This is a genomic window from Variovorax ginsengisoli, assembly GCF_030486595.1.
GTDB classification, from domain to species: domain Bacteria; phylum Pseudomonadota; class Gammaproteobacteria; order Burkholderiales; family Burkholderiaceae_C; genus Variovorax; species Variovorax ginsengisoli_B.
Genome location: NZ_JAUJZH010000004.1, coordinates 112,240 through 135,566, shown reverse-complemented (window position 1 = coordinate 135,566; position 23,327 = coordinate 112,240). Strand labels below are relative to the sequence as shown.

The 23,327-nt window shown below is 69.9% G+C and carries 22 protein-coding genes; 15 read left to right on the top strand and 7 right to left on the bottom strand.

Translation table 11 applies throughout. From position 1 onward, the window contains the following. Positions 1 to 17: 17 nt before the first annotated feature. From QZH52_RS07445 to QZH52_RS07420, 6 genes are all read left to right on the top strand, one after another. A complete protein-coding gene (locus QZH52_RS07445; RefSeq protein ID WP_301806071.1) occupies positions 18 to 884 on the top strand; it encodes a branched-chain amino acid ABC transporter permease in 867 nt (288 codons plus the stop codon). Continuing rightward, positions 881 to 1,981 (top strand): branched-chain amino acid ABC transporter permease, encoded by a 1,101-nt coding sequence (locus QZH52_RS07440; RefSeq protein ID WP_301806067.1) that lies wholly within the window; start codon positions 881 to 883, stop codon positions 1,979 to 1,981. Before QZH52_RS07445 ends, QZH52_RS07440 begins: the two co-directional genes overlap by 4 nt. Beyond that, positions 1,978 to 2,700, top strand: a complete 723-nt coding sequence (locus QZH52_RS07435; RefSeq protein WP_301806064.1) for an ATP-binding cassette domain-containing protein — start codon at positions 1,978 to 1,980, stop codon at positions 2,698 to 2,700. The genes QZH52_RS07440 and QZH52_RS07435 overlap by 4 nt, the downstream gene beginning before the upstream one ends. 14 nt (positions 2,701 to 2,714) lie before the next feature. Then, a complete protein-coding gene (locus QZH52_RS07430) occupies positions 2,715 to 3,419 on the top strand; it encodes an ABC transporter ATP-binding protein (protein WP_301806061.1) in 705 nt (234 codons plus the stop codon). Then, positions 3,416 to 4,810 carry an amidase gene (locus tag QZH52_RS07425; protein WP_301806058.1) on the top strand — a complete coding sequence of 465 codons (1,395 nt, stop codon included), beginning with the start codon at positions 3,416 to 3,418 and terminating at the stop codon, positions 4,808 to 4,810. The genes QZH52_RS07430 and QZH52_RS07425 overlap by 4 nt, the downstream gene beginning before the upstream one ends. A gap of 322 nt (positions 4,811 to 5,132) precedes the next feature. After that, on the top strand, positions 5,133 to 5,894 hold the full coding sequence (locus tag QZH52_RS07420; protein WP_301806056.1) for an SDR family NAD(P)-dependent oxidoreductase: 762 nt from the start codon (positions 5,133 to 5,135) through the stop codon (positions 5,892 to 5,894). 49 nt (positions 5,895 to 5,943) lie between these two features. Here QZH52_RS07420 and QZH52_RS07415 read toward each other — a convergent pair whose 3' ends face one another. From QZH52_RS07415 to QZH52_RS07405, 3 genes are read right to left on the bottom strand one after another with little or no spacing between them, the layout of a single operon-like run. Next, positions 5,944 to 6,411 carry a MarR family winged helix-turn-helix transcriptional regulator gene (locus tag QZH52_RS07415; RefSeq protein ID WP_301806054.1) on the bottom strand — a complete coding sequence of 156 codons (468 nt, stop codon included), beginning with the start codon at positions 6,409 to 6,411 and terminating at the stop codon, positions 5,944 to 5,946. Beyond that, the gene (locus QZH52_RS07410; RefSeq protein ID WP_301806051.1) at positions 6,408 to 7,394 is read right to left on the bottom strand and encodes an alpha-ketoacid dehydrogenase subunit beta; all 987 of its coding nucleotides are present in this window, start codon (positions 7,392 to 7,394) and stop codon (positions 6,408 to 6,410) included. Before QZH52_RS07410 ends, QZH52_RS07415 begins: the two co-directional genes overlap by 4 nt. After that, on the bottom strand, positions 7,385 to 8,404 hold the full coding sequence (locus tag QZH52_RS07405; protein ID WP_301806050.1) for a thiamine pyrophosphate-dependent dehydrogenase E1 component subunit alpha: 1,020 nt from the start codon (positions 8,402 to 8,404) through the stop codon (positions 7,385 to 7,387). The genes QZH52_RS07410 and QZH52_RS07405 overlap by 10 nt, the downstream gene beginning before the upstream one ends. A gap of 160 nt (positions 8,405 to 8,564) precedes the next feature. On the opposite strand from QZH52_RS07405, the gene xylF reads away from it, so the two are divergent. From xylF to QZH52_RS07385, 4 genes are read left to right on the top strand one after another with little or no spacing between them, the layout of a single operon-like run. Continuing rightward, on the top strand, positions 8,565 to 9,587 hold the full coding sequence (gene xylF, locus QZH52_RS07400; RefSeq protein WP_301806049.1) for a D-xylose ABC transporter substrate-binding protein: 1,023 nt from the start codon (positions 8,565 to 8,567) through the stop codon (positions 9,585 to 9,587). 4 nt (positions 9,588 to 9,591) lie between these two features. Then, on the top strand, positions 9,592 to 10,779 hold the full coding sequence (locus QZH52_RS07395) for a sugar ABC transporter permease (protein WP_301806046.1): 1,188 nt from the start codon (positions 9,592 to 9,594) through the stop codon (positions 10,777 to 10,779). After that, positions 10,780 to 11,553 (top strand): ATP-binding cassette domain-containing protein, encoded by a 774-nt coding sequence (locus tag QZH52_RS07390; protein ID WP_301806044.1) that lies wholly within the window; start codon positions 10,780 to 10,782, stop codon positions 11,551 to 11,553. Next, positions 11,550 to 12,692, top strand: coding sequence for an ROK family transcriptional regulator (locus tag QZH52_RS07385; RefSeq protein WP_301806043.1), 1,143 nt, complete (start codon positions 11,550 to 11,552; stop codon positions 12,690 to 12,692). The genes QZH52_RS07390 and QZH52_RS07385 overlap by 4 nt, the downstream gene beginning before the upstream one ends. 26 nt (positions 12,693 to 12,718) lie before the next feature. On the opposite strand, the gene QZH52_RS07380 is transcribed toward QZH52_RS07385, so the two are convergent. Then, on the bottom strand, positions 12,719 to 12,988 hold the full coding sequence (locus QZH52_RS07380; RefSeq protein ID WP_301806041.1) for a hypothetical protein: 270 nt from the start codon (positions 12,986 to 12,988) through the stop codon (positions 12,719 to 12,721). Continuing rightward, positions 12,985 to 14,229 (bottom strand): helix-turn-helix domain-containing protein, encoded by a 1,245-nt coding sequence (locus QZH52_RS07375; protein ID WP_301806039.1) that lies wholly within the window; start codon positions 14,227 to 14,229, stop codon positions 12,985 to 12,987. Before QZH52_RS07375 ends, QZH52_RS07380 begins: the two co-directional genes overlap by 4 nt. A 133-nt stretch (positions 14,230 to 14,362) precedes the next feature. Between QZH52_RS07375 and QZH52_RS07370 the strand changes: the two genes are divergently transcribed. Beyond that, positions 14,363 to 16,471 carry a PQQ-dependent dehydrogenase, methanol/ethanol family gene (locus QZH52_RS07370; RefSeq protein ID WP_301806038.1) on the top strand — a complete coding sequence of 703 codons (2,109 nt, stop codon included), beginning with the start codon at positions 14,363 to 14,365 and terminating at the stop codon, positions 16,469 to 16,471. 64 nt (positions 16,472 to 16,535) lie between these two features. Here QZH52_RS07370 and QZH52_RS07365 read toward each other — a convergent pair whose 3' ends face one another. Continuing rightward, complete coding sequence (locus QZH52_RS07365; RefSeq protein WP_301806036.1) at positions 16,536 to 17,513, bottom strand: tripartite tricarboxylate transporter substrate-binding protein; 978 nt, start codon at positions 17,511 to 17,513, stop codon at positions 16,536 to 16,538. Positions 17,514 to 17,703: 190 nt separating this feature from the next. Between QZH52_RS07365 and QZH52_RS07360 the strand changes: the two genes are divergently transcribed. The 3 genes from QZH52_RS07360 (at position 17,704) to QZH52_RS07350 (ending at position 20,627) form a co-directional block, all read left to right on the top strand. Then, positions 17,704 to 19,164, top strand: coding sequence for an NAD-dependent succinate-semialdehyde dehydrogenase (locus tag QZH52_RS07360; protein ID WP_301806035.1), 1,461 nt, complete (start codon positions 17,704 to 17,706; stop codon positions 19,162 to 19,164). Positions 19,165 to 19,180: 16 nt separating this feature from the next. Beyond that, positions 19,181 to 19,921, top strand: a complete 741-nt coding sequence (locus QZH52_RS07355; RefSeq protein ID WP_301806034.1) for an SIR2 family NAD-dependent protein deacylase — start codon at positions 19,181 to 19,183, stop codon at positions 19,919 to 19,921. Between the two features lie 274 nt (positions 19,922 to 20,195). After that, positions 20,196 to 20,627, top strand: coding sequence for a CBS domain-containing protein (locus QZH52_RS07350; protein WP_286534308.1), 432 nt, complete (start codon positions 20,196 to 20,198; stop codon positions 20,625 to 20,627). A 197-nt stretch (positions 20,628 to 20,824) separates the two neighbouring features. Here QZH52_RS07350 and QZH52_RS07345 read toward each other — a convergent pair whose 3' ends face one another. Next, positions 20,825 to 22,159, bottom strand: a complete 1,335-nt coding sequence (locus QZH52_RS07345; RefSeq protein WP_301806033.1) for a cytosine deaminase — start codon at positions 22,157 to 22,159, stop codon at positions 20,825 to 20,827. Positions 22,160 to 22,244: 85 nt separating this feature from the next. Between QZH52_RS07345 and QZH52_RS07340 the strand changes: the two genes are divergently transcribed. Beyond that, a complete protein-coding gene (locus QZH52_RS07340; protein ID WP_286534306.1) occupies positions 22,245 to 23,312 on the top strand; it encodes a DnaJ C-terminal domain-containing protein in 1,068 nt (355 codons plus the stop codon). Positions 23,313 to 23,327 lie beyond the last annotated feature (15 nt).

Genomic DNA, 23,327 nt, shown 5'->3' with positions numbered 1-23,327 from the left:
GGCGGGGCGCCGACATCATGGATCTCGCATTCGTCGTTCTCGTCCAGGTGCTCTACGCGGTGGCGAGCCTGGTCATCATCTCGGCCGGGCTGGCCGTCATCTTCGGGATGATGAAGGTCATCAACCTGGCGCATGGCGAGTTCATGATGCTGGGCGCCTATGCCGTGATCGTCGCGCTCAAGGCGGGCGTCAACCTCTGGATCGCGATGTTCATCGTCGCGCCGATCGCGGTCGGCGCGGTCGGCGTGGTGCTGGAGCGGCTGGTGATCCGCCGGCTCTACGGCCGCATGGTCGACACCATGCTCGCCACCTGGGGACTGTCGCTGCTGCTGGTGGGCATCGTCACCTCGGTGGCGGGCAATACCACGGCCGGCGTCTCGGCGCCGCTCGGCAGCTTCTCCATCGGCGCCTACTCGATCAGCGGCTACACGCTGGTGATCATCGCGGTGGCGGTGGTGCTGTCGCTGGCGATCCGCTTCGTGCTCACCCGCACTCAGCTCGGTCTGATCGCGCGCGGCACCATGCAGAAGCCCGACATGGCGAACGCGCTGGGCATCAGCCCGAGCCGCGTGTATTCGGTCACCTTCGCCGTCGGCGCCGCGCTCTCCGGCCTGGCCGGCGGGCTGCTCGCGCCGCTGACCGGCGTGGTGCCGACGATGGGGGCGGCCTTCGTGGCCAAGGCCTTCATCACCGTGATCGGCGGCGGGCCGGCCATCCTGGCGGGCCTGCTCGGCGCCTCGACGCTCTTCGGTTCGATCAACCAGCTGGCCACCTTCGCCACCACGCCGGTGCTCGGCGAGGTGGCGCTGCTGGTGGCCGCGATCGCAATGCTCCGGCTGCTGCCCCAGGGCATCACCGGACGTTTCTTCAAGGGGTCCCTGTGAACCGTTTTGCCAAGTCCTGGGCCAGCGCGGCGCTCAGCCTGGCCGTGGGCATCGCGCTGCTCTTCGGCCTTCCCGGCGTGATGGACGACTACACGCTGATCGAGGTCACGATCTATGCCGTGATGTCGATCCTGGGCGTCAGCCTGGCCTTCATCTGGGGCTTCGGCGGCATCCTGTGCTTCGGCCAAGCCGCCTTCTTCGGTCTCGGCGCCTACACCTACGCGATCGCGGTGATGAACATGGGCGACAGCACCATCCCCTTCCTGCTTGCGATCGTGGTGCCCGCGCTGTTCGCCGCTCTGCTGGGCTACGTGATCTTCTACGGCCGGCTGTCGGACGTGTACATGGGCGTGATCACGCTCACCGTCACGCTGATCCTGTTCAACCTGGTCAATTCCACCGCCGGGCCCGAGTGGCGCATCGGCAGCGCGCCGCTGGGCGGCTTCAACGGCATCCCTGCGATACCGACGCTCAACTGGCCCGGGCAGCAGGACGAGGTCCTGACGCCCAAAGACCTCTTCTACGTCGCCTTCAGTTGCCTGCTGCTGGTCTACCTGGGACTGCGCGTGCTGATCAGCTCGAAGATCGGCCGGGTGATCGTGGCGGCCAAGGAGAACGAGCAGCGCGTGCTGCTGCTGGGCTACGACGCGCGCATCTACAAGCTCTTCAGCTTCACGCTGGGCGGCGCCATCGCGGGGCTCGCAGGCTGCCTGTTCGCGAACTGGGGTGCGTTCACGAGCCCGACCATCTTCGGCCTCGCGCAGTCGGCCCAAATCATCATCTGGGTCATCGTCGGCGGACTCGGCACGCTGGTCGGCCCGGTCGTCGGCTGCGTCGCGATCCAGTGGATCACCTCGCAGATCGGCACCCAGCAGGCTTTCAATTCGAACCTGGTGCTCGGCGCCATCCTGGTGGTCTTCGTGCTGCTGGTGCCGCGCGGCATCGTGCCCAGCCTCGGCGACCTGATCGACATCGCCTGGCGCCGCCTGCGCAGGGCGCCGCCGACCAGGGCACCGAAGCCGGCGGCCGTGCCCGCGGCAGCGGCGGCGAGCAAGGACGTGCCGCACCCGATGCCCGCCACGGAGCCCGCGCCATGACGACGACACCGCTGATCGAGACCCGCAACCTCAACGTGCGCTTCGGCGGCGTGCATGCCACGCGCGACGTCAACTTCACGCTGGCCGAGACCGAGCTGCGCTGCGTGATCGGACCCAATGGCGCCGGCAAGAGCACCTTCTTCAAGCTGCTGACCGGCCAGGTCAAGCCGACCTCGGGGCAGATCCTGTTCCGCGGCCAGGACATCTCGAAGATGCAGCCGCACGACCCGGGCCGCCTGGGCATCGGCATCAAGACCCAGGTGCCCAGCCTGTTCAACGGCCTGAGCGTGTGGGAGAACGTCTGGCTGTCGGCCCGCCGGCTCAACAGCACCATGCAGGCCGACCGCATCACGCGCGAGACGCTGGAGCGGGTGGGCATGCACGCCTACCGCGACGTCAAGGCCGGGCTGCTCGCGCACGGCCTGCGGCAGTGGGTGGAGATCGGCGTGGTGATCGCGGCCGACCCGCCCCTGATCCTGCTCGACGAGCCGGCCGCCGGCATGAGCGACGCCGAGGTGGCGCGCACCGCCGAACTCATCCTGGAGATCAACCGCCAGCATGCGCTGGTGGTGGTGGAACACGACATGAACTTCATCCGCATGATCGCCAAGAAGGTGACGGTGCTGCACCAGGGCGCCGTCATCAAGGAGGACACGCCGGACCGCATCATGAGCGACCCGCTGATCCAGCAGATCTACCTCGGCAAGAAGCCGCACTGAACCCGGAGGCACGCATGCTCGAAGTCACCGGCCTGCACGCTGGCTACGGGGCCATCCCGGTGCTGCACGGGGTCTCGCTCGCGATCGCCCAGGGCGAGTCGGTCGGCATCCTGGGCCACAACGGGATGGGCAAGACCACGCTGCTGCGCACGCTGATCGGCGCGCTGCGCACCACCGCCGGCACGGTGCGCTTCGGCGGCGCCGACATCACGCGCGATGCGCCGCATGCGCGGGCGCGCCTGGGCATGGCCTACGTGCCGCAGGGGCGCGAGATCTTCCCGACACTCAGCGCGATGGACAACCTGCGCATGGGCCTGGTGAAGACCGGCGAGCGCAGCATGGCCACCATCGAGGCCCTGCTGGAGGACTTTCCGCGCCTCAAGCCCCTTCTCGAGCGGCCCGGCGGCTCGCTCTCGGGCGGCGAGCAGCAGTTGCTGGCGCTGGCCCGGGCGCTGGCGGGCAAGCCGACGCTGCTGCTGCTCGACGAGCCCACCGAAGGCATCCAGCCTTCGATCATCGAGGAGATCGCCGAGACGCTGGCGGCGCTGCGCGACCGCATGAAGCTCACGATCGTGCTGGTCGAGCAGAACCTCGAATTCATCGCGGCGGTGTCGCAGCGCGTGCTGGTGATCAAGCGCGGCCAGATTGGCGACGAGATCCCGCGCGAGCACCTCGGCGATTTCGAAATCATGAGTCAATACACAGGAGTCCATGGATGAGCAACGAACTGCATTACCTCGAGCTGGTGGACATCGGCCAGCGCATCCGGCGCAAGGAGCTCTCGCCGGTCGAGGTCACGCAAGCGCAGCTCGACCGCATCGAGAAGGTCGACGGGGCGCTGAAGAGCTATGTGATCGTGATGGCCGAGCAGGCGCTGGCCGATGCGCGCCAGGCCGAGGCCGAGATCGCGAAGGGCCGGGTCCGCGGGCCGCTGCACGGCGTGCCGGTGGCGGTGAAGGACCTGTGCTGGACCGAGGGTGTGGCCACCGCCGCCGGCATGGCGCTCTACCGCGACTTCGTGCCCACCGAGGACGGCACGGCGGTGCGCAAGCTGCGCGAGGCGGGCGCCGTGATCCTCGGCAAGCTTCAGCTCACCGAGAGCGCCTACGCCGACCACCACCCGACGGTTACGCCGCCGGTCAACCCGTGGAACGCGGCCCACTGGTCGGGCGCCTCGTCGAGCGGATCGGGCGTCGCGACTGCGGCGGGCCTCTGCTACGGGTCGCTGGGCACCGACACCGGCGGATCGATCCGCTTCCCGTCCGCAGCCAACGGCCTCACCGGCCTCAAGCCGACCTGGGGCCGCGTCAGCCGCTACGGCGCCTTCGAACTGGCCGCGACGCTCGACCACATCGGTCCGATGACGCGCAGCGCGGCCGATGCGGGTGCGATGCTCGGCGCTATCGCCGGTGCCGATCCGAAAGACCCGACCGCCAGCCTCGCTCCGGTGCCCAACTACCTCGCGGGCATGCAGCGCGGCCTGCGCGGCCTGCGCGTGGGCCTCGACCCGCGCTGGAACGAGGGCGTCGACGCCGCCACCGCCACCGCGATGGCCGGCGCGCTGGCGGCGGTGCGCGAGCTCGGCGCCGAGGTGCGTGAGGTGAGCTTCCCCGACCCGACGCAGGTCATCGCCGACTGGTTCCCGCTCTGCGGCGTCGAGGCGGCCGTGGTGCACGAGGCGACCTATCCGGCGCGCAAGGAAATGTACGGCCCGGCGCTTGCCGGCGTGCTGGACCTGGGCCGCGCGCAGAGCGGCATGGACTATCAGAAGATCGTCTTGCGCCGCCAGGCCTTCAGCGGCAGGGTGCGAGAGATGTTCGAGGGCATCGACCTGCTGCTGATGCCCGCGCAGGGCGTGGCGTCGCCGACGCTCGAGCGCATGCTGAGCTTCGGCGAGGACGCCGAGCTGATGTCGGCGATGCTGCGCTGCACCTGCCCGCTGGACATGAGCGGCAGCCCCACCCTCACGCTGCCCGGCGGCTTCACCGAGGCGGGCACGCCGGTGGCGTTCCAGTTCGTCTCGCGCCACTTCGAGGAGGAACTGCTGGTGCGCGCCGGCTGGGCCTTCCAGCAGGCGACCGACTGGCACCAGCGGCATCCGGCGCTGTAGGGCGGGGCGGCTTCATGGACTGGCTCGACAGCTCGATCATGCGCACGCGCGGCGTGGTGCAGGGCCGCACGCCCGACACGCACCTGCTCACCGAGGCGAAGCAGGGCAGGTACCACTACACCATCGGTCCCTACTCGGATCCGGTGCTGCAGGTGCGCCCCGGCGACCGCGTGGTGGTCGAGACGCGCGATGCCTTCGACGGCGCGATCAGGACCGAGCAGGACCTGCCCTCGCGCGCACTTCGTCGACCCCAAGTACACGGTCGGCGCCGGCATCTCGAAAACCTACCTCTTGCCGGGCTGAAGCCCGAAAGGACCCCTCCATGGACCTCGGACTCAAGGGACTCAACGCGCTGGTCACGGGCGGCACCAAGGGAATCGGCCGCGCGATCGCGCGGACGCTGGCGGCGGAGGGCGCGCACGTGGCGATCTGCGCCCGCCACGCCGACGAGGTGGCGCAGGCGGTCGGCGAACTGTCGGCCGGCGGCGTCAAGGTGTTCGGGCGCGCGGTCGACGTGGGCGACGGCCCGGCGCTCAAGGCCTGGGTGGCAGACGCCGGCGACGCGCTGGGCGGCATCGACATCGTGGTGGCCAACGTGAGCGCGCTCGCCATCGCCAGCGACGAGGCGGGCTGGCAGCGCGGCTTCGAGGTCGACATGATGGGCACGGTGCGGCTGGTCGATGCCGCCATGCCGCGGCTGGAACGCAGCCCGCATGCGGCCATCGTCACGATCTCGAGCGTGTCGGGCCGCGAGATCGACTTCGCGGCCGGGCCCTACGGCGCCTTCAAGGCCGCCATCGTCCACTACACGCAGGGCCTGGCGTACCAGCTCGCGGGCAAGTGCATCCGTGCCAACACGGTGTCGCCCGGCAACACCTACTTCAGCGGCGGCGTGTGGGAGCAGATCGAGCACGGCAATCCCGCGCTCTATGCCCAGGCGCTCGCGCTCAACCCGACCGGCCGCATGGGCACGCCGCAGGAGATGGCCAATGCGGTGGCCTTCCTCGCCAGCCCGGCCGCCAGCTTCGTGACCGGCACCAACCTGGTGGTCGATGGCGCGCTGACGCGGGGCGTGCAGCTGTAGGGCGCGCGGCCGGGCGTCCCATCTCGCCAGCCTCGCCAGTGGCGGCTTCTCAGCCTGAAGCGGGCGGCCCGGCATTGCTGGCCACCGATGCGATCAGCTTGTCGAGCGTGCCGTTGAGCTGCTGCAGTTCCTCGGCCGAGACGCCCGCGAACAGTTCGGCCTCGCGCTGGCGCGCCCGCACCACGACCGCCGCGTGGACCGCCTTGCCCGCGCTGCTCAGGTAGAGCCGGCTGCGCCGCTGGTCGGTCGGGTCTTCATGGCGGTGCAGGCGCCGGGCGCGCTGCAGGCCCGCGAGGGCCCGGCTCACCGCCATCTTGTCGAGCCCGGTGAGGTCGGCGAGCTGCGTCGCAGTGAGGCCGGGGCGGCTGCCGAGCAGCGCCATCGTGCGCCACTCGTTGAGCGTGAGCTGGTGCTCGCGCCCGACCCGCTGTCGGAAGGGCCGCGCCGTCAGGTTCACGACCCGCACCAGCTTGAGGAAGACCATGTCCTCGATCGCCGATGCCGGTTCGGTGCTCATCCATGCAACGCCCGTGCGGCGCCCACGATCTGTTCGACGCCGACGCGCGATTGCGCCTCCAGCACCGGCGCGTAGCCGACCGGAATGCGCGGGGCGCCGCGGCGGGCGACGCGGCAGCCGGTCGCCTCGGCCGCGCTGGCGGCGATCTCGGCGCCGAAGCCCGCCGCCTGCACCGCCTCGTGGACCACCAGCAGGCGTCCGGTGCGGCCGCAGGATTCGAGCACGGCCTCGCGGTCCCAGGGCCACAGCGTGCGCAGGTCGATCAGGTCGACCTCGATGCCTTCGGCCGCCAGCGCGTCGCAGGCGGCTTCGCAGACCTGCATCTGCCGCCCCCAGCTGACCAGCGTCAGCGCTTCTCCGCGGCGCCGCCGGGCGGCCTTGCCGAGCGCCACGGGCAGGCTTTCGTCGACCGGCCCGCGTGCGCCCCAGAGCGTCTTGTGCTCGATGTAGACCACCGGATCGCCGCATTGCAGCGCCGCGCGCAGCAGCGAATAGTTGTCCTGCGGCGTCGACGGGCAGACCACCACCACGCCGGGCAGGTGCGCGAACCAGGCCTCGAGCGATTGGGAATGCTGCGCCGCCGACGCGTCCCAGATGCCGCCGGGCATGCGCGCGACCAGCGGCACGCGGCCTTGGCCGCCGAACATGAAGCGGTTCTTGGCCGCCTGGTTGACCAGCTCGTCCATGCCGCAGAGCGCGAAGTCGACCACCCGCATCTCGACCACCGGGCGCAGCCCGGCCAGCGCCATGCCGACACCGGCGCCCATGATCGCGGCCTCGGAGATCGGCGTGTCGATCACGCGCTCGGCGCCGAAGCGCTGCTGCAGGCCCTTGTACTGGCCGAAGATGCCGCCGCGGCCGACGTCCTCGCCGAGCACCACCACGCGCGGGTCGGCTTCCATTTGGCGCTGGACCGCCAGCACGGCGGCTTCGGCATAGCCGAGCTGAAGCACGGCGGCGGCCGGTTCGTGGGTCATGTCCATTGGCCGGCTCCGGTGGTCTGCACGTCGGTGAAAGCCGCGCCGGCCTCGGGCCACGGTGCGGCGTCGGCGGCGGCGAGCGCGGCCTCGACCTCGGCATGGGCTTCGTTCTCGATCGCGGCCAGCGCCGCGGCATCGATGCCGCTGGCGGCCAGCCGGGCGCGTGCCCGTGCGATCGGGTCGGTCTCCAGCGCCGCGGCCAGTTCGGCCGGGTCGCGGTAGGCGGCCGGATCGACCGAGACATGGCCCTTGACCCGGTAGGTCAGGGCGTGCAGCAGGCGCGGTCCGCGGCCGGCGCGCACCTCGGCGACCAGGCGGCGGGCCGCCGCGTGGACCTCGAACACCTCGTTGCCGTCGACCTGGGTGGCGGCGATGTCCATGGACTCGGCGCGGGCCGAGGCGCCGTCGCCCGCGGTCATCGGCCCGCTGGCGGTGGTGGCGCTCCAGCGGTTGTCCTCGCAGACGAACAGCACCGGCAGCTGGTAGACCCGGGCCCAGTTCAGCGACTCGAGGAAGGGGCCGCGGTTGATCGCGCCGTCGCCGAAGAAGCAGACCGTGATGGCGTCCTTCTTCTGGAGTTTCTGCGCATGGGCCGCGCCGACCGCGATCGGCAGTCCGGCCGCCACCACGCCGTTGGCGCCGAGCATGCCGACCGAGAAGTCGGCGATGTGCATCGAGCCGCCCTTGCCGCCGTTGAAGCCGCTCGCCTTGCCGAAGAGCTCGGCCATCATGCGGCCCAGGTCGGCGCCCTTGGCCAGCGTGTGGCCGTGGCCGCGATGGGTCGATGTCAGGTAGTCGGCGCGGCTCAGGTGGGCGCAGACGCCGGCCGGCACCGCCTCCTGGCCGGTCGACAGGTGCAGCGGGCCGCGCACCTTGGCGCCGCCCGCCGCCTCCTGGCCGTAGGCGCTGACGCCGCCCTGGCTGGCGGCCTCGGCGGCGTTCTCGAAGGTGCGGATGCGCACCATCGTGCGGTAGAGCGCCAAGCGCTCCGGGGCTGAAATCTCAGGGTCCATCTTGTCTCCGGCTTATGCACAGCTTGCGTTGTCCGCGAAATCGTATCGATCGTGACTAATCAGGCGCAGCGCATTTACCCGCAGGGAATATCCCAATGCCGACACGTAGGCCTGCTGACATAGTTCGTCGCTCAAACTAAATCAAACCTGGAGACCGACCATGAAGTTCGCCCCGACACTGACCGCCCTGGCCCTCGGACTGACCGCGCTCGGCGCTTGCGCCCAGACCGTGGTCGGCGTGAGCTGGTCCAATTTCCAGGAAGAGCGCTGGAAGACCGACGAGGCCGCGATCAAGGCCCAGCTCGAGAAGCTCGGCGCCAAGTACATCAGCGCCGACGCGGGCGGCTCGCCCGAGAAGCAGCTGGGCGACATCGAGGGCCTGATGTCGAAGGGTGCCAAGGCGCTGATCGTGCTCGCGATGGACAAGGACGCGATCCTGCCGGCGGTGAACAAGGCGCTTAAGCAGAAGGTGCCGGTGGTGGCCTACGACCGGCTGATCGAGACGCCCGGCGTGTTCTACATCACCTTCGACAACACCGAGGTCGGCCGGATGCAGGCGCGCGCGGTCTACAAGCTCCAGCCCAAGGGCAACTACGTGATGATCAAGGGCTCGCCGACCGACCCGAACGCCAACTTCCTGCGTGCCGGCCAGCAGGAAGTGATCGCCGATGCGGTCAAGAAGGGCGACATCAAGATCGTCGGCGACGAATTCACCGACGGCTGGAAGCCCGAGGTGGCGCAGAAGAACATGGAGCAGATCCTCACCAAGGCCGGCAACAAGGTCGATGCGGTGGTGGCCTCGAACGACGGCACCGCGGGCGGCGCGGTGGCTGCGCTCACGGCCAAGGGCATCCGCGGCATCCCGGTGTCGGGCCAGGACGCCGACTTCGCGGCGCTCAACCGGATCGCGCTCGGCACCCAGACCGTGTCGGTGTGGAAGGATTCGCGCGAACTGGGACGCGAGGCCGCCTCGGCGGCCGTGGCGCTGGCCGCCGGCAAGCCGGCCGACAAGGCGGCCGACTGGAGCGGCGGCGAGAAGAAGGTGGCGATCTCGTCGCGCTTCCTGACGCCGGTGCCGATCACGCGCGACAACCTCGACGTGGTGGTCAAGGCCGGCTGGATCAAGAAGGACGAACTCTGCAAGGGCGTCAGCGGCGACAAGGCGCCGCCGGCCTGCAAGTAAGGCGATGAGCGCGTCCCCCGGCCTGTGGCGCCGCAGCGGCGTCGATCTCCGGCTGCTGCTCATGAGCGTGCTGCTGGTGGTGATGGCGATCGTCTTCCACGTCCTGTCGGGCGGCGTCTTCCTGTCGCCCGAGAACCTCTACAACATCGCGCAGCAGACCGCGGTGGTCGGCATCGTCTCGACCGTGATGGTGCTGATCATCGTGGCCCGCCACATCGACCTGTCGGTGGGTTCGGTGATGGGCTTCGTCGGCGTGCTGGTCGCCTACCTGCAGTACTCGGCCGGCTGGTCCTGGCCGGCGGCGAGCCTGGCCGGGCTGGCGGTGGCGCTGCTGGTGTCGCTCTACCAGGGCGGGCTGACCGCGGTGCTCGGCGTGCCGTCGTTCGTGGTCACGCTGGGCGGGCTGATGTCGTTCCGGGGCGCCGCCTTCCTGGTGGCCGACGGGAAGACGCAGCCGGTCAACGACGAATTCTTCCAGCGCCTGGGCGGCGGCTACGACGGCGGCATCGGCACCACGGCGTCGTGGGCGCTGGCGGCGCTGGTGGCGGTCGTGATCTTCGCGCGCATGCTGCAGAAGCGCAGCGCTCGGCAGCGCCACGGGATGCCGGTCGAGCCCCTGTGGCTGGACCTGCTGCTGGCCGCAGTGCCCGCGGCGGTGGTGTTCGCCTTCGCCGCCACCATGAACAACTACCAGATCTCGTCCAAGACCGAGGCCCAGGGCATCCCGATCCCGGTGCTGATCTGGGCGGTGGTGTCGGTGGTCCTGTCGTTCATCGTACACCGCACCCGCTTCGGGCGCTATGTGTTCGCAATGGGCGGCAACCCCGACGCGGCGGCGCTGGTCGGCATCCCGGTCAAGCGGGTGACGCTGATGCTGTTCGCGCTGCTGGCTGTGCTGGTGACCATCGCCGCGATCGTCTCGATCGCGCGGCTCAATGCCGGCACCAATTCGCTCGGCACCGGCATGGAGCTCTACGTGATCGCGGCGGCCGTGATCGGCGGCACGGCGCTGGCCGGCGGCAGCGGCTCGATCTTCGGCTCGGTGCTCGGGGCGCTGATCATGCAGTCGCTCGACAGCGGCATGCTGCTGCTCGACGTGCCGATCGGCAAGCGGATGGTGATCATCGGCCAGGTGCTGATCGTGGCGGTGGTCTTCGATGTGCTGTATCGCAAGAAGTTCGGAGAGAACTAGATGAGCGCCAACCCACCCCTCGTCGAACTGCGCGAGATCCGCAAGGCCTTCGGCGGCGTGAAGGCGGTCGACGGCGTCAGCGTCAACCTCTATCCCGGCGAAGTGGTCGCGCTGCTGGGCCACAACGGCGCCGGCAAGTCGACCTTGATGAAGATGCTCGCGGGCGCCTATCCGATCGACTCCGGCGACACGCTGATCGCCGGCGAAAAGGTCAACATCCGCACGCCCTCCGAAGCCCAGGCCCAGGGCATCGAGACCATCTACCAGACCCTGGCGCTGGCCGACAACCTCGATTCGGTCGCCAACCTGTTCCTCGGCCGCGAGAAGCTCACGCCCTGGCGCACGCTCGACGACCATTTCATGGAAGGCCAGGCGCGCAAGGTATTCCATCGCCTCAACAAGAACTTCACCAATATCCGGGTGCCGGTGCGGCGCCTGTCGGGCGGCCAGCGGCAGGTGGTGGCGATCTCGCGGGCGCTGTACTTCAACGCCCGCATCCTGATCATGGACGAGCCCTGCGCGGCGCTCGGGCCCGAGGAGACCGCGATGGTCGGCGCGCTGGTGAAGCAGCTCAAGGCCGACGGCGTGGGCATCTTCCTGATCACCCACGACATGCCCGACGTGTTCGGCCTCAGCGACCGCCTCGCGGTGATGAAGAACGGCCGGCTGGTCGGCACCTACCGCACCGCCGACGTCACCGAGGACGAGGTGCTCGGGATGATCATCGCGGGCAAGCGGCCCGACGGAAAACCGCAGGCCGAACACGCCGGATGAAGACCACGGGCGACCAGCAGCTGGTCAAGCGCATCAACCGCAGCGTGCTGCTGCGGCTGCTGCGGGCGCGGCCCGGCCTTTCGCGCGCGCGGCTGGCCGCCGAGAGCGGCCTCACCAAGTCGACCGTGAGCCTGCTGGTGCGCGAGCTGCTCGACGACGGTTGGCTCGACGAGGCCGGCACGCCGGTCGCCGACGGACTCGGGCGGCCGTCGACGCCGCTGTCCATCAACGTCGGAGTGCGCGCGCTGCTGGGGGTCGAGATCGCGGTCGAGACGGTGCGCGTGGTCTGCGTCTCGCTCCGGGGCGAGGTGCTGTATTCCGATTCGCAGCCGCTGGTCGAACGCGCGCCGCGGGTGGCGTGCGCGCAGGTGGCGCGGATGGCGGCGGCGGCGCACGCTCACCTGGTCGCTGCCGGCCTGCGGCTGTCGGGCATCGGCGTCGGCGTTCCGGGGGCGCTCGACGATGCCACCGGCATGGTGCGCTTCGCGCCCAACCTCGGTTGGCGCAACCTCGACTTCCTGCCGCTGCTCGGCGAGGCCCTGGCGCGCGAAGGGCTGGCGGGCATCGCGGTGCAGCTGCAGAACGACGCCGATGCCGGGGTGCTCGGCGAGTTCGAGTTCTCGGACGGCGAGGGCGAAGACCCGCTGATCTTCGTAAGCTGCGACGTCGGGGTCGGCGCCGGCGTGGTGCTCAACGACCGCCTGTTCACTGGCGCCGGCGGCATGGCCGGCGAGATCGGCCACACCGTGCTGCAGATCGACGGGCCGCGCTGCTCGTGCGGCCGCAACGGCTGCGCCGAGGTCTTCCTGGGCGCCCGGGTGCTCGACCGCAGCGCCGACGGGCCCGGCAGGGCCGCGGGCTACCTGGGCGTGCTGCTGCAGAACCTGTGGGTCACCTTCGAGCCGCGCGCGATCGTGGTCGGCGGCAAGTCATGCGATGCGCATCCGGACTTCCTGCGCGGCGCCATCGCGACCGTGCAGCGCTACGCCGACAGCGCCGGCTTGCCCGCGCCGGTGGTGCGGCCGGCGCGCTACGGCCAATGGGCCCCGGCGGTAGGAGCCGCCGCGCTGCCGCTGCACGAGTACCTGCGGCCGCTGCATCCGAGCTCGGAGGCGCGGCGCCTGCCGGCCCAGGGTTGACAGCCGAAGAAGGCGGCAACGGCGACTCAGTCGCCCCCGGCCGCCGACGCCCGGCGCGCCTCGATCCAGCGCTGGAACTGCCGTTCGGCCTGGAGCTTGAATTCGTTGCGGGTCTGGTTGCAGATCGCATGCGAGAGTCGCCGGTGCTTCTGCTTGCGGACGCCACCGAGGGTAGCGTCGTTGAGGTGCTCGATGGTGGCCGAATCGGGGTCGCTGCGGGGCTCCGCGAAATCCATGGGCAGGCCGCACCAATGGCAGTTGTGACCGAAGGTGGATCGCAGGGCCTGGACGCTCATGAATCGATTGTGCCTTCGCGCCAACGCCTGAGCCGCCGGTACAGCGTGCCGCGCGAGACCCGCAGCTGCCGCGCCGCGAGCGAGATATTGCCGTGGTGGGCCGCCAGCGTGTCTTCGATCAGCTTGCGGCTGTGGCCTTGCAGGGTGGTGTCGCCGGCGTCCGCGCCGCCAGCGGGCCCGGCCGGCTGCGGCGCTTCGGCAGTGCTGGCCGCCGGCACCTCGGCGGCCGCCGGTGCCGGGGTCGCCGCGGGCACGCTCGCCGCGTGGCCGAAGTCGATGCCGTCGCGCGCCTGCATGCGCGCCTGCAGCCAGACGCCCAGTCCGCTCGCGAGCCGCACCGGCTGCGCGGCTTCGCGGCGGCCGAGGCGCAGCAGCCCGGCCAGATCGAGGCCGAACAGCAGCTCGGCGTCGCAAGGGCCGGCCTCGGGCAGGCCGCCGATCAGCCGCGCCCCCGCGGCATTGAGCCAGGCGACGGTGCCGTCGTCGGCGATGCCCGCCAGCGCCTCGAGCGGCGTGCCCAGCAGCGCCGGACTGGCCTGGAAGCGGAGCACCAGGCGGTCGCTCGACTGCGCCAGCAGCAGGCGGTTTTCGATCGTGGTGGCGTAGAGGGCGACCATCGAGGCGGCGTCGAAGCCGAAGCGGCGCGATTCCACCGACAGGTCGAGCACGCCGGCCAGGTGCCCGTGGACATCGCGGATCGGCGCCGCTGCGCACTGCATGGCCCGCAGGCATTCGAAGTAGTGCTCGGCGCCATCGACCGTGCAGGCCTGGCCGGTGCGCGCGACGATGCCCGGCGCGGTGGTGCCGACCACGCTCTCGGCGATGTTGACGCCCAGCCGGGCGGTCCGGCGCAGGATCGGCTGCGCGGCCGCGGCCGGGTGATGCGTCACGTGGACGATCACGCCCTGTGCGTCGGTCAGCAGCACCCGGCAGTCGGTGCCGGCGAGCGAGCTTTCCATGCCCACGAGTTCGCCCTGCGCCGCTGCCAGCAGGTCGTGGTTGCGCGCCAGCGTGGCATGCAGCCGGCTCGGCGTGACCGCGTCGAACGCGATCGTCCGCCGGGTGTCGGCATGGCTGCGGGCGCAGCGCATCCAGGACTGGATCACGGCCTCGCCGACCAGCCCGGAAGGCCGCACGCCTTCCTCGAAGAACTGGGTCCGGGCCAGCGCGACGCGTTCGGTGTGCGTGTTGGCGAACAGCTGTCGAGGGCCGCCGGCCAAGCTGCGTGTCGTCAGGGGCACGGGCGCCTCCAGGGCAGGAAAAGAGGCTCGAATTTGTTCCGCAATGGAACAGTCGGGCTCTAGGGAATTCCCGAGGATGAACAAAGGTCCGGGACGGCCGATCCTTCGGGTCACAACGACAGGAGACCCGACGATGAAGAAGATCCACGCCGCGCTGGCGCTCGGCGCGCTGCTGTGCCTGGGCGCCCCGGGCGCGCTGGCGCAACCGGCCAAGGGCTCGCCCGAGCACATCAAGGCGGTCACGCAGAAGGTCGACGGCGCCTTCATCCGCGCCAATGCGGCCAAGACGCCAGACTGGCCGAGCTACGGCCTCGACTACGCCGAGACCCGCTTCAGCAAGCTCGACCAGGTCAACGCGGGGAACGTCAAGGAACTCGGTCTGGCCTGGTCCTACGACCTCCAGTCCACGCGCGGCGTCGAGGCCACGCCGCTGGTGGTCGACGGCATCATGTATGTCACCGCGTCATGGAGCGTGGTGCATGCGATCGATGCGCGCACCGGCAAGCAGCTCTGGACCTACGACCCGAAGGTCGACCGCTCGAAGGGCTTCAAGGGCTGCTGCGACGTGGTCAACCGCGGCGTGGCGATCTACCAGGGCAAGGTGTATGTCGCCTCTTATGACGGCCGGCTGATCGCGCTCGATGCCGCCAACGGCCAAGTGGTATGGGAGAAGGACACCATCATCGACCACAGCCGCTCCTACACCATCACCGGCGCGCCCCGGGTCTTCAAGGGCAAGGTGATCATCGGCAATGGCGGCGCCGAGTACGGCGTGCGAGGCTATGTCACGGCCTACGACGCGGCCTCCGGCGACCAGAAGTGGCGTTGGTTCGTGGTGCCGGGCGATCCGTCCAAGCCCTACGAGGACGCCTCGATGGCCAAGGCCGCGAAGACCTGGGACCCGAGCAACAAGTACTGGGAGGCGGGCGGCGGCGGTACTGCCTGGGACTCGCTCACCTTCGACCCCGAGCTGAACCTGATGTACGTCGGCACCGGCAACGGCTCGCCGTGGGCCCAGAGCCAGCGCAGCCCGAAGGGCGGCGACAACCTGTACCTGGCGTCGATCGTGGCGCTCGACCCCGACACCGGCAAGTACAAGTGGCACTACCAGGAGACGCCCGGTGACAACTGGGACTACACCTCGACGCAGCCGATGATCCTGGCCGACGTCAAGATCGGGGGCAAGCCGCGCAAGGTGATCCTGCATGCGCCCAAGAACGGCTTCTTCTTCGTGATCGACCGCACCAACGGCAAGTTCATCTCGGCGAAGAATTTCGTCGAGGTCAACTGGGCCACGGGCTACGACAAGAACGGCCGGCCGATCGAGATCGCCGCCGCGCGCCAGAACACCAAGCCCGGCGACAGCGTCCCCGGCCCCTTCGGCGCCCACAACTGGCACCCGATGTCCTACAGCCCCCAGACCGGGCTGGCCTACCTGCCGGCGCAGCACGTGCCGCTCAACCTGATGGACGACAAGGACTGGAAGTTCAACGAGAACGCACCGGGCCGGCCGCATGCGGCGCTGGGTTGGAACACCGCCAAGTTCGCCAATGCCGAGCCGCCGACCAGCAAGCCGATGGGGCGCCTGGTCGCCTGGGACCCGGTCGCGCAGAAGGAGGCCTGGGGCGTCGACTACGTGTCGCCCTGGAACGGCGGCACGCTGACCACGGCCGGCAACCTGGTGTTCCAGGGCACGGCCGACGGCCGGCTGGTCGCCTACAACGCCAAGACCGGCGACAAGCTCTGGGAGACGCCGACCGGCACCGGCGTGGTCGCGGCGCCGGCCACTTACATGGTCGACGGCAAGCAGTACGTGTCGGTGGCGGTGGGCTGGGGCGGCGTCTACGGCCTGGCCCAGCGGGCCACCGAGCGCCAGGGGCCGGGCACCGTCTACACCTTCGTGGTCGGCGGCAATGCGCCCAAGCCGGAGTTCGTGCAGTACCGCATGGACAAGCTGCTGCAGGGCGTCAAGTACGACCCCGCCAAGGTCGAAGCCGGCACCTACCTGTACGTGAGCAACTGCGTCTTCTGCCACGGCGTGCCCGGCGTCGACCGCGGCGGCAACATCCCGAACCTCGGCTACATGAACGCCAGCTTCATCGAGAACCTCGACAAGTTCGTCTTCAAGGGCCCGGCGATGGAGCGCGGCATGCCTGATTTCACGGGCAAGCTGACACCCGACGACGTGGACAAGATCAAGGCCTTCATTCAAGGAACGGCCGACGCGATCCGGCCGAAGTGATCGCGCAATGAAGAAAAGCCGCCGGGCTCTCGCTCCGGCGGCTTTTCTTCTTCAGGTGCTGGGATCAGTCCGCGTACACGCCGGCCGCCTTGATGATGGGGCTCCACTTGGCGATTTCCGCTGCCACGAACTTCTTGTGGCCTTCGGGCTCGATGCGGCCGTCGGTCGCGACCACGGCGCCCAGGCCTTCCTGCTTCTTGATGAACTCGGGGTCTTTCAGGGCCACCTTGAGCGCGTCGTTGAGCTTCTTGGTGATGGCCGGCGGCGTGCCCTTCGGCGCGTAGAAGCCGTGCCAGATCGTGACCTCGAAGCCCTTCAGGCCCTCTTCCTGGAGGGTCGGCAGGTTCTTCAGCAGCGGCGTCGTCAGGCGCTGGGGCGTGGTCACGGCATAGGCCTTGACCTTCTTGGCCTCGATCTGCGGCGAGGTGTTGGTGGTCTGGTCGCAGAGCAGGTCGATCTGGCCGCCGATCAGGTCGGTGATGGCGGGTGCAGTGCCCTTGTACGGCACCGGGGTCATCTCGGTCTTCATGGCCGTCTGGTAGAGCAGGCCGCACAGGTGCGAGGCCGAGCCGACGCCGGCATTGCCGAGGTTGATCTTGCCCTTGTTGGCGGCGATCCAGGCGCTCAGTTCCTTGTAGTTGTTGGCCGCCATCTGGGGCTTGGCGATGAGCGTCATGGGCACGTCGTTGACGATGCCGAGGTATTCGAAATCGGTCTCGACCTTGAACGGCACGTTGCGCACCAGGGTCGGGATCGTCGACATGCCGATGTGGTTGAGCAGCAGGGTGTAGCCGTCCGGGTTGGCGCGCGCCACCTTGGCGGCGCCGATCGAGCTGCCGGCGCCGGGGACGTTGTCGATCACGATGCTGCCGCCGCCAAGGGGCTTGCGCAGGGCCTCGGCGAGGTCGCGCGCGACCCGGTCGGTCGGGCCACCGGCGGCGAAAGGCACCACGATGCTGATGGGCTTGCTGCCCGGGAAGTCCTGGGCGTGCGCGCCGGCCGCGAGGGCGGCCAGCGCGGTGATTGCGAGCAGTGTTTTCATGCGGTCTCCGAGTAGAAATGGCAGCGATCTTATAGTCTGACCGGAAGGTGACCATCGCTGTTTTCCCCCAAGTGCTTGATACAGGCCAATGAATGGGATCGAAGACCGGAATTGCGGGCCGGGACCGGCGTCGGGACACTGTCGCGGGTATCGTGCCTTCCTGCACTTTCGAGCCCATGGAGAGACAAGCATGCTGAAACTCAAGGACCCGACCCTGCTGCGCCAGCAGGCCTTCATCGCCGGCGAATGGGCCGATGCGGACGACCGCGAGACCCTCCCGGTCACCAATCCGGCCAGCGGCCAGCCGATCGGCAGCGTGCCCCTGTGCGGCAGCGCCGAGACCGTGCGCGCCATCGCGGCCGCCGAAGTCGCCCAGCGCGCCTGGGCCGGGCGGCCGGCCAAGGAGCGCTCGGCCATCCTGCGCAAGCTCAACGACCTGATGCTCGCCAACCAGGACGACCTGGCGCTCATCATGACCACCGAGCAGGGCAAGCCGCTGGCCGAGAGCAAGGGCGAGATCGCCTATGCGGCCTCGTTCATCGAGTGGTTCGCCGAGGAGGCGCGCCGGGTCTACGGCGACACCATCCCGGCGCCGCAGTCCGACCGCCGCATCCTGGCGCTCAAGCAGCCGGTCGGGGTCACGGCGGCGATCACGCCCTGGAACTTCCCGACCGCCATGCTGACCCGCAAGGCCGGCCCGGCGCTGGCGGCCGGCTGCGCGATGGTGGTCAAGCCGGCGAGCCAGACGCCGTTTTCGGCGCTGGCCTTCGCCGAGCTGGCCGATCGCGCGGGCCTGCCCAAGGGACTGCTGTCGGTGCTGACCGGCTCGGCCTCGAAGATCGGCGGCGAGATGACGCGCAGCCCGATCGTGCGCAAGCTCACGTTCACCGGCTCGACCGAGGTCGGCCGCACGCTGATGAAGCAGTCGGCCGACACCATCAAGAAGCTGTCGCTCGAGCTCGGCGGCAACGCGCCCTTCATCGTCTTCGACGACGCCGACATCGATGCGGCGGTCGAGGGCGCGATGGTCTCCAAGTACCGCAACACCGGCCAGACCTGCGTCTGCGCCAACCGCATCTACGTCCAGCGCGGCGTGCTCGAGGCCTTCACGCAGAAGCTGGTCGCGAAGGTGAATGGGCTCAAGGTCGGCGAGGGCACCGAGCCGGGCGTCACGCAGGGGCCGCTGATCGACGACAAGGCGGTGGCGAAGATCGAGGAGCATGTCGCCGACGCGCTGGCCAAGGGCGGCCGGGTGCTGGCCGGCGGCAAGCGGCACGCGCTGGGCGGGCGCTTCTACGAGCCAACCGTGATCGGCGGCGCCACGGCCGAGATGCTGGTGGCGCACGAGGAAACCTTCGGGCCGCTGGCGCCGATCTTCGCCTTCGACACCGAGGACGAGGCGATCGCGCAGGCCAACGCCACCGAGTTCGGACTGGCCTCGTACTTCTACAGCCGCGACATCGGCCGCGTCATGCGGGTCGCCGAGGCGCTCGAATGCGGCATCGTCGGCGTCAACACCGGCCTGATCTCGACCGCCGAGGCGCCGTTCGGCGGCGTCAAGCAGTCGGGCCTGGGGCGCGAGGGTTCCAGATACGGGCTCGACGAGTTCCTGGAGATCAAGTATGTCTGCCTGGCGGGGCTCGGCCAATGAACGGAATCCTGGCCGGATGAGCGAGGGCATCGCGGTCGAGCTCGCCGTCGAGCTGCTGCGCGCCGCCCGGCGCATCGTGGTCTTTTCCGGGGCGGGGTTGTCCAGGGCCTCGGGCATTCCGACCTACCGCGATGCCGACGGCCTGTGGATGAACCAGGCCGCGCTGCGCTTCTCGCACGCCGAGGATCTGGCGCGCGATCCGGCCGGGTTCACGAAGTTCTGGGCCGAACGCCTGCGCGTGGTCGAGGCGGCCGCGCCCAATCCGGCGCATCTCGCGCTGGCCCGGCTGCAGCGGTTGCGTCCGGCGACGCGGCTGGTGACGCAGAACGTCGACGGCCTGCTGACCCGCGCCGGCGCCGTCGACGTGCTCGAACTGCACGGCGCCCTGCAGCGCTGGCGCTGCGACCACTGCGGCAACCGCCGCGGGCCCTGGCTGCTCCAGCGCTGCATCCGCTGTGGCCGGCGGGCGCGCCCCGACGTCGTGATGTTCGGCGAGCTGCTCAACAAGGGCGTGCTGCTCGATGCCCAGGTGGCCGCCGAGGAGTCGGACGTCTTCGTGCTGGTCGGCAGCACGGCGGTCGTCTATCCCGCCGCGGACCTGCCTGAGCTGGCGCTGGCCAACGGCGGGCAGCTCATCATCCTCAATGCCGAGCCGCTGGCGCTCGACCATTCGGCGACCGCGGTGCTGCGCGGCAAGGCCGAGGAACTGCTGCCGCTCCTGGTCGACGGCATCGACGGCGCGACTGCGCGAAGCTGAAGCTCCGTGTGAATTCTCATTGTTGTTGTGTCAATCGGTTACAGGGGCGACAAATCCAGTCTTCGGCGCGCACCAAAACGACCTGGCGCGTTGATTGACACGAAAGTGTGCAAATCGCCGGTCCCGAAGCTGGAAAAGGTCGCGACGTCGACACGGCGGCGCGCGTCGCGCACCACGGCGGCGCAGCAGCGGCGCTCGCACGGCACTGAAACCCTTTGTCGCCGCCGATGGCTTGCGCTTGTGGAGGGTCCACGCGCCGCGCAGAATAGAACGCATGAAAACTGTGGCAGAAATCCTCAAGGCGAAGGGCGATTCGGTCGTGTATTCGATCGGGCCTTCGGCAACGGTGTACGAAGCGCTCGCGCTGATGGCGGAGAAGAACGTCGGCGCGCTGCTCGTGATGGAGGGCGAGAAGATCGTCGGCATGATCACCGAGCGCGACTACGCGCGCAAGGTCGTGCTGCTGGCGCGATCGTCGAAGGACACCCCCCTGCGCGATGTCATGACGCCCGCCGTGATCTACGTGCGGCCGGACCAGACCACCGAGGACTGCATGGCGCTGATGACCCAGAGCCGGATCCGCCACCTGCCGGTGATGCAGGACGGCAAGCTGGTCGGCCTGATCTCGATCGGCGACCTGGTCAAGGGCATCATGTCCGAGCAGACCTTCATCATCGAGCAATTGCAGCACTACATCGCCGGCTGAGTGTGGCCCCCATGCTGCCCCACTGCGTGTGGGTCGCTGCCCCCCGAGGGGGCCGCAGGCCGCCTTGGGGCGGCCCGGCGTCGGCCTGACTGACCCCCACGCTCCCCCACTGCGTGTGGGTCTCTGCCCCCCGAGGGGGCCGCAGGCCGCCTTGGGGCGGCCCGGCGTCGGCCTGACCCCACGTTTTCGACGGTCCTTCAGACCTGCATCAGATCATCCAGCAGCCGGTAGTCCGGCAGCGTGGTGTCGATCGCCTGCCCGGCGCGCAGCACGGTGCGGTCGAACTGCGTGCGCGAGAGCATCTCCGAATAGTTGCGGGCCTTGAGCACCAGCAGGTCGGCGGGCGCGCCGGCCCTCAGCACGCCGCGGTCGATGCCCATGATGGCCGCCGGCGTCTCGGTCGCGGCGCGGATCCAGTCGCCGAGCGGATGGTCCAGGTGCAGGATCTTCACCGCCTGGGTGAAGGTGTCGAGCATGTCGTGGTCGCCGTAGGCATGGAACGGATCGCGGCAGTTGTCGCCGGCCACCGCCACCCGCAGCCCGCGCGCCTTCATCTCGTGCAGCACGGTCACGCCGCGCCAGCGCGGCGTGCGTGCCCCGGCGCTGCGGTCCTGCAGGTACATGTTGACGGTCGGCAGGCTCACGATGTCGATGCCGGCGTCGCGGCAGGCGGCGATGGTCTCCTCGATGAATTCGTCGGTCTGCAAGGCCAGCGAGGTGACGTGGCCGCACAGGATGCGGCCCTTGAAGCCCTGGGCCACGGCATGGCGGGCGACCCGGATCAGCGCCCGTGCGCGCGGGTCGGTCGATTCGTCGACGTGCAGGTCGAGGTCGAGCCCGCGCTCGCCGGCCAGCTTGAACACGCGCACCAGCGCCTCGTCGAGGTCGGGCGGCATCGTTTCGCTCGGAAAGGCCGCCGATCGGGTCACGCAGCCCAGCTTGCCGCCGCTCTCGGCCACGATGTCGGCCAGCCGGCGGCCCTCGTCGGTGAGGAAGATGTCGAGCGGCGCGATCGACGACACCTGGAGGTCGATGCGCCCGGCCCAGCGCTCGCGCACCTCGCGCAGCACCGGAAACGAGATCGACGCCTGCGGCGCGAGCGAGTCGAGGTGCGTGCTGATCGCGACCACACCCTTGGCATAGGCCGTGGCGAGGCCGAACTCCATCCGCCGCCGCACGTCCTCGGCGTTCCAGTTCGCCTGCCGGTCGCGCAAGGTCGCCGCCGAGGCACCCGCGCCGTCGCCGGTCGGGTTGGCCTGGCGCGGCCAGATATGGCCCTTGTCGAGGTGCGTGTGGCAGTCGACCAGGCCCGGCAGCACCATCGAGGCGTCGAGGTCGGGGCCCCACTCGGCGGGCATGCGGCCGGCCAGGTCGATGGCGGCGATGCGGCCGTCGTCGATGAGCAGGTCGATGGCGACCAGGTCGTCGTCGGTGTCGCCCGCCAGAGCGGGCTGCACCAGGCAGCGGGGGGCGCGCACATTGCGCAGGGCACGGCGCGAAGCCCGGGGCGGCTGGAAGAAGGAATGGGGCATCGGCTGGAATGGGATTGGTTCTTTCGCTCTGGCTGCCGCAAGGAGCATGCCCGTCCACGCGCATGCTCGTGGATAATTCGCGCCGATGGGCACCGACAACGCTTTCGCCGAACTGGGACTGGGCTCCGACGCCACCGAGCGCGAGGTCAAGGCGGCTTGGCGCCGCCTGGCGTCGCAGTGGCACCCCGACCGCAACACCAGCGCCGATGCGGTCGCCAGGATGCAGCGAATCAACCAGGCCTTCGAGCAAATCCGCAATGCCGGATTCCCCGCAAGCCCGGCGCCTGCGCCGTCCGACGAAACCGAGCCCGCTCCGGCCGCTGCCGCTGCTGAAGACGCCGCCGAACCCCGGCGCCGGCCGATCCATCGCAAGGTCAAGCTCACGCTCGAGGAGGCGGCGGCCGGCAGCATCAAGTCGCTGCGCGGCAAGATGACGCACGCCTGCGCCACCTGCGACGGGGCCGGCCACCAGGTGCTCGGTGGCAACTGCGCCCAGTGCGGCGGCTCGGGCGCGGTGGCGAAGCGCTCCTTCTTCGGCTGGCCCGGCGGCATGAGCGAGTGCGTCGCCTGCCACGGCGGCGGCATCGCCCAGCGAAGCTGTCCGGACTGCGAGGGCGCCGGGACCCAGTCACGCGCCTACCAGGTCAAGGTCCGCATCCCGCCCGGGGTGCGTCACGGCGACCTGCTGCACGTCGACGGCCGGCGCGCGCGTGCCAATCCGCCGCCGGCCGACCTGGAGCTTCGCGTCGAGCTGCTGGCCCACCCCTTCTTCGAACTCGACGAGGACGGCACGCTGCGCTGCGAGATGCCGGTCGACGGCTTCGCCTGGATCGCCAACCGGACGGTCCAGCTGCCCACCCTCGCGGGCCTGCGGTCCCTGGCCTTGCGCCGCGACCGGCTGAGCTATCGCCTGCAGGGCGAGGGCTATCCGACGGGGCGCGGCGGTGCGCGCGGCGACCAGGTGGTCACGGTGCAGCCGGTGTTTCCGGAGCAGCTCAGCGCCGACCAGGAGATCCTGCTCGACCAGCTCATCGCATCGTCGTCAGGCCACGGCGCCACGGCGCCGGACGAGCGCCTGCGGGCCTGGAACCGGGGCCTGCGCGCCTGGGAGCGAGGGCTCGATGCGCGCGACCGGCGGACCGCCCAGGGCTGATCGGAATCCGGCGCG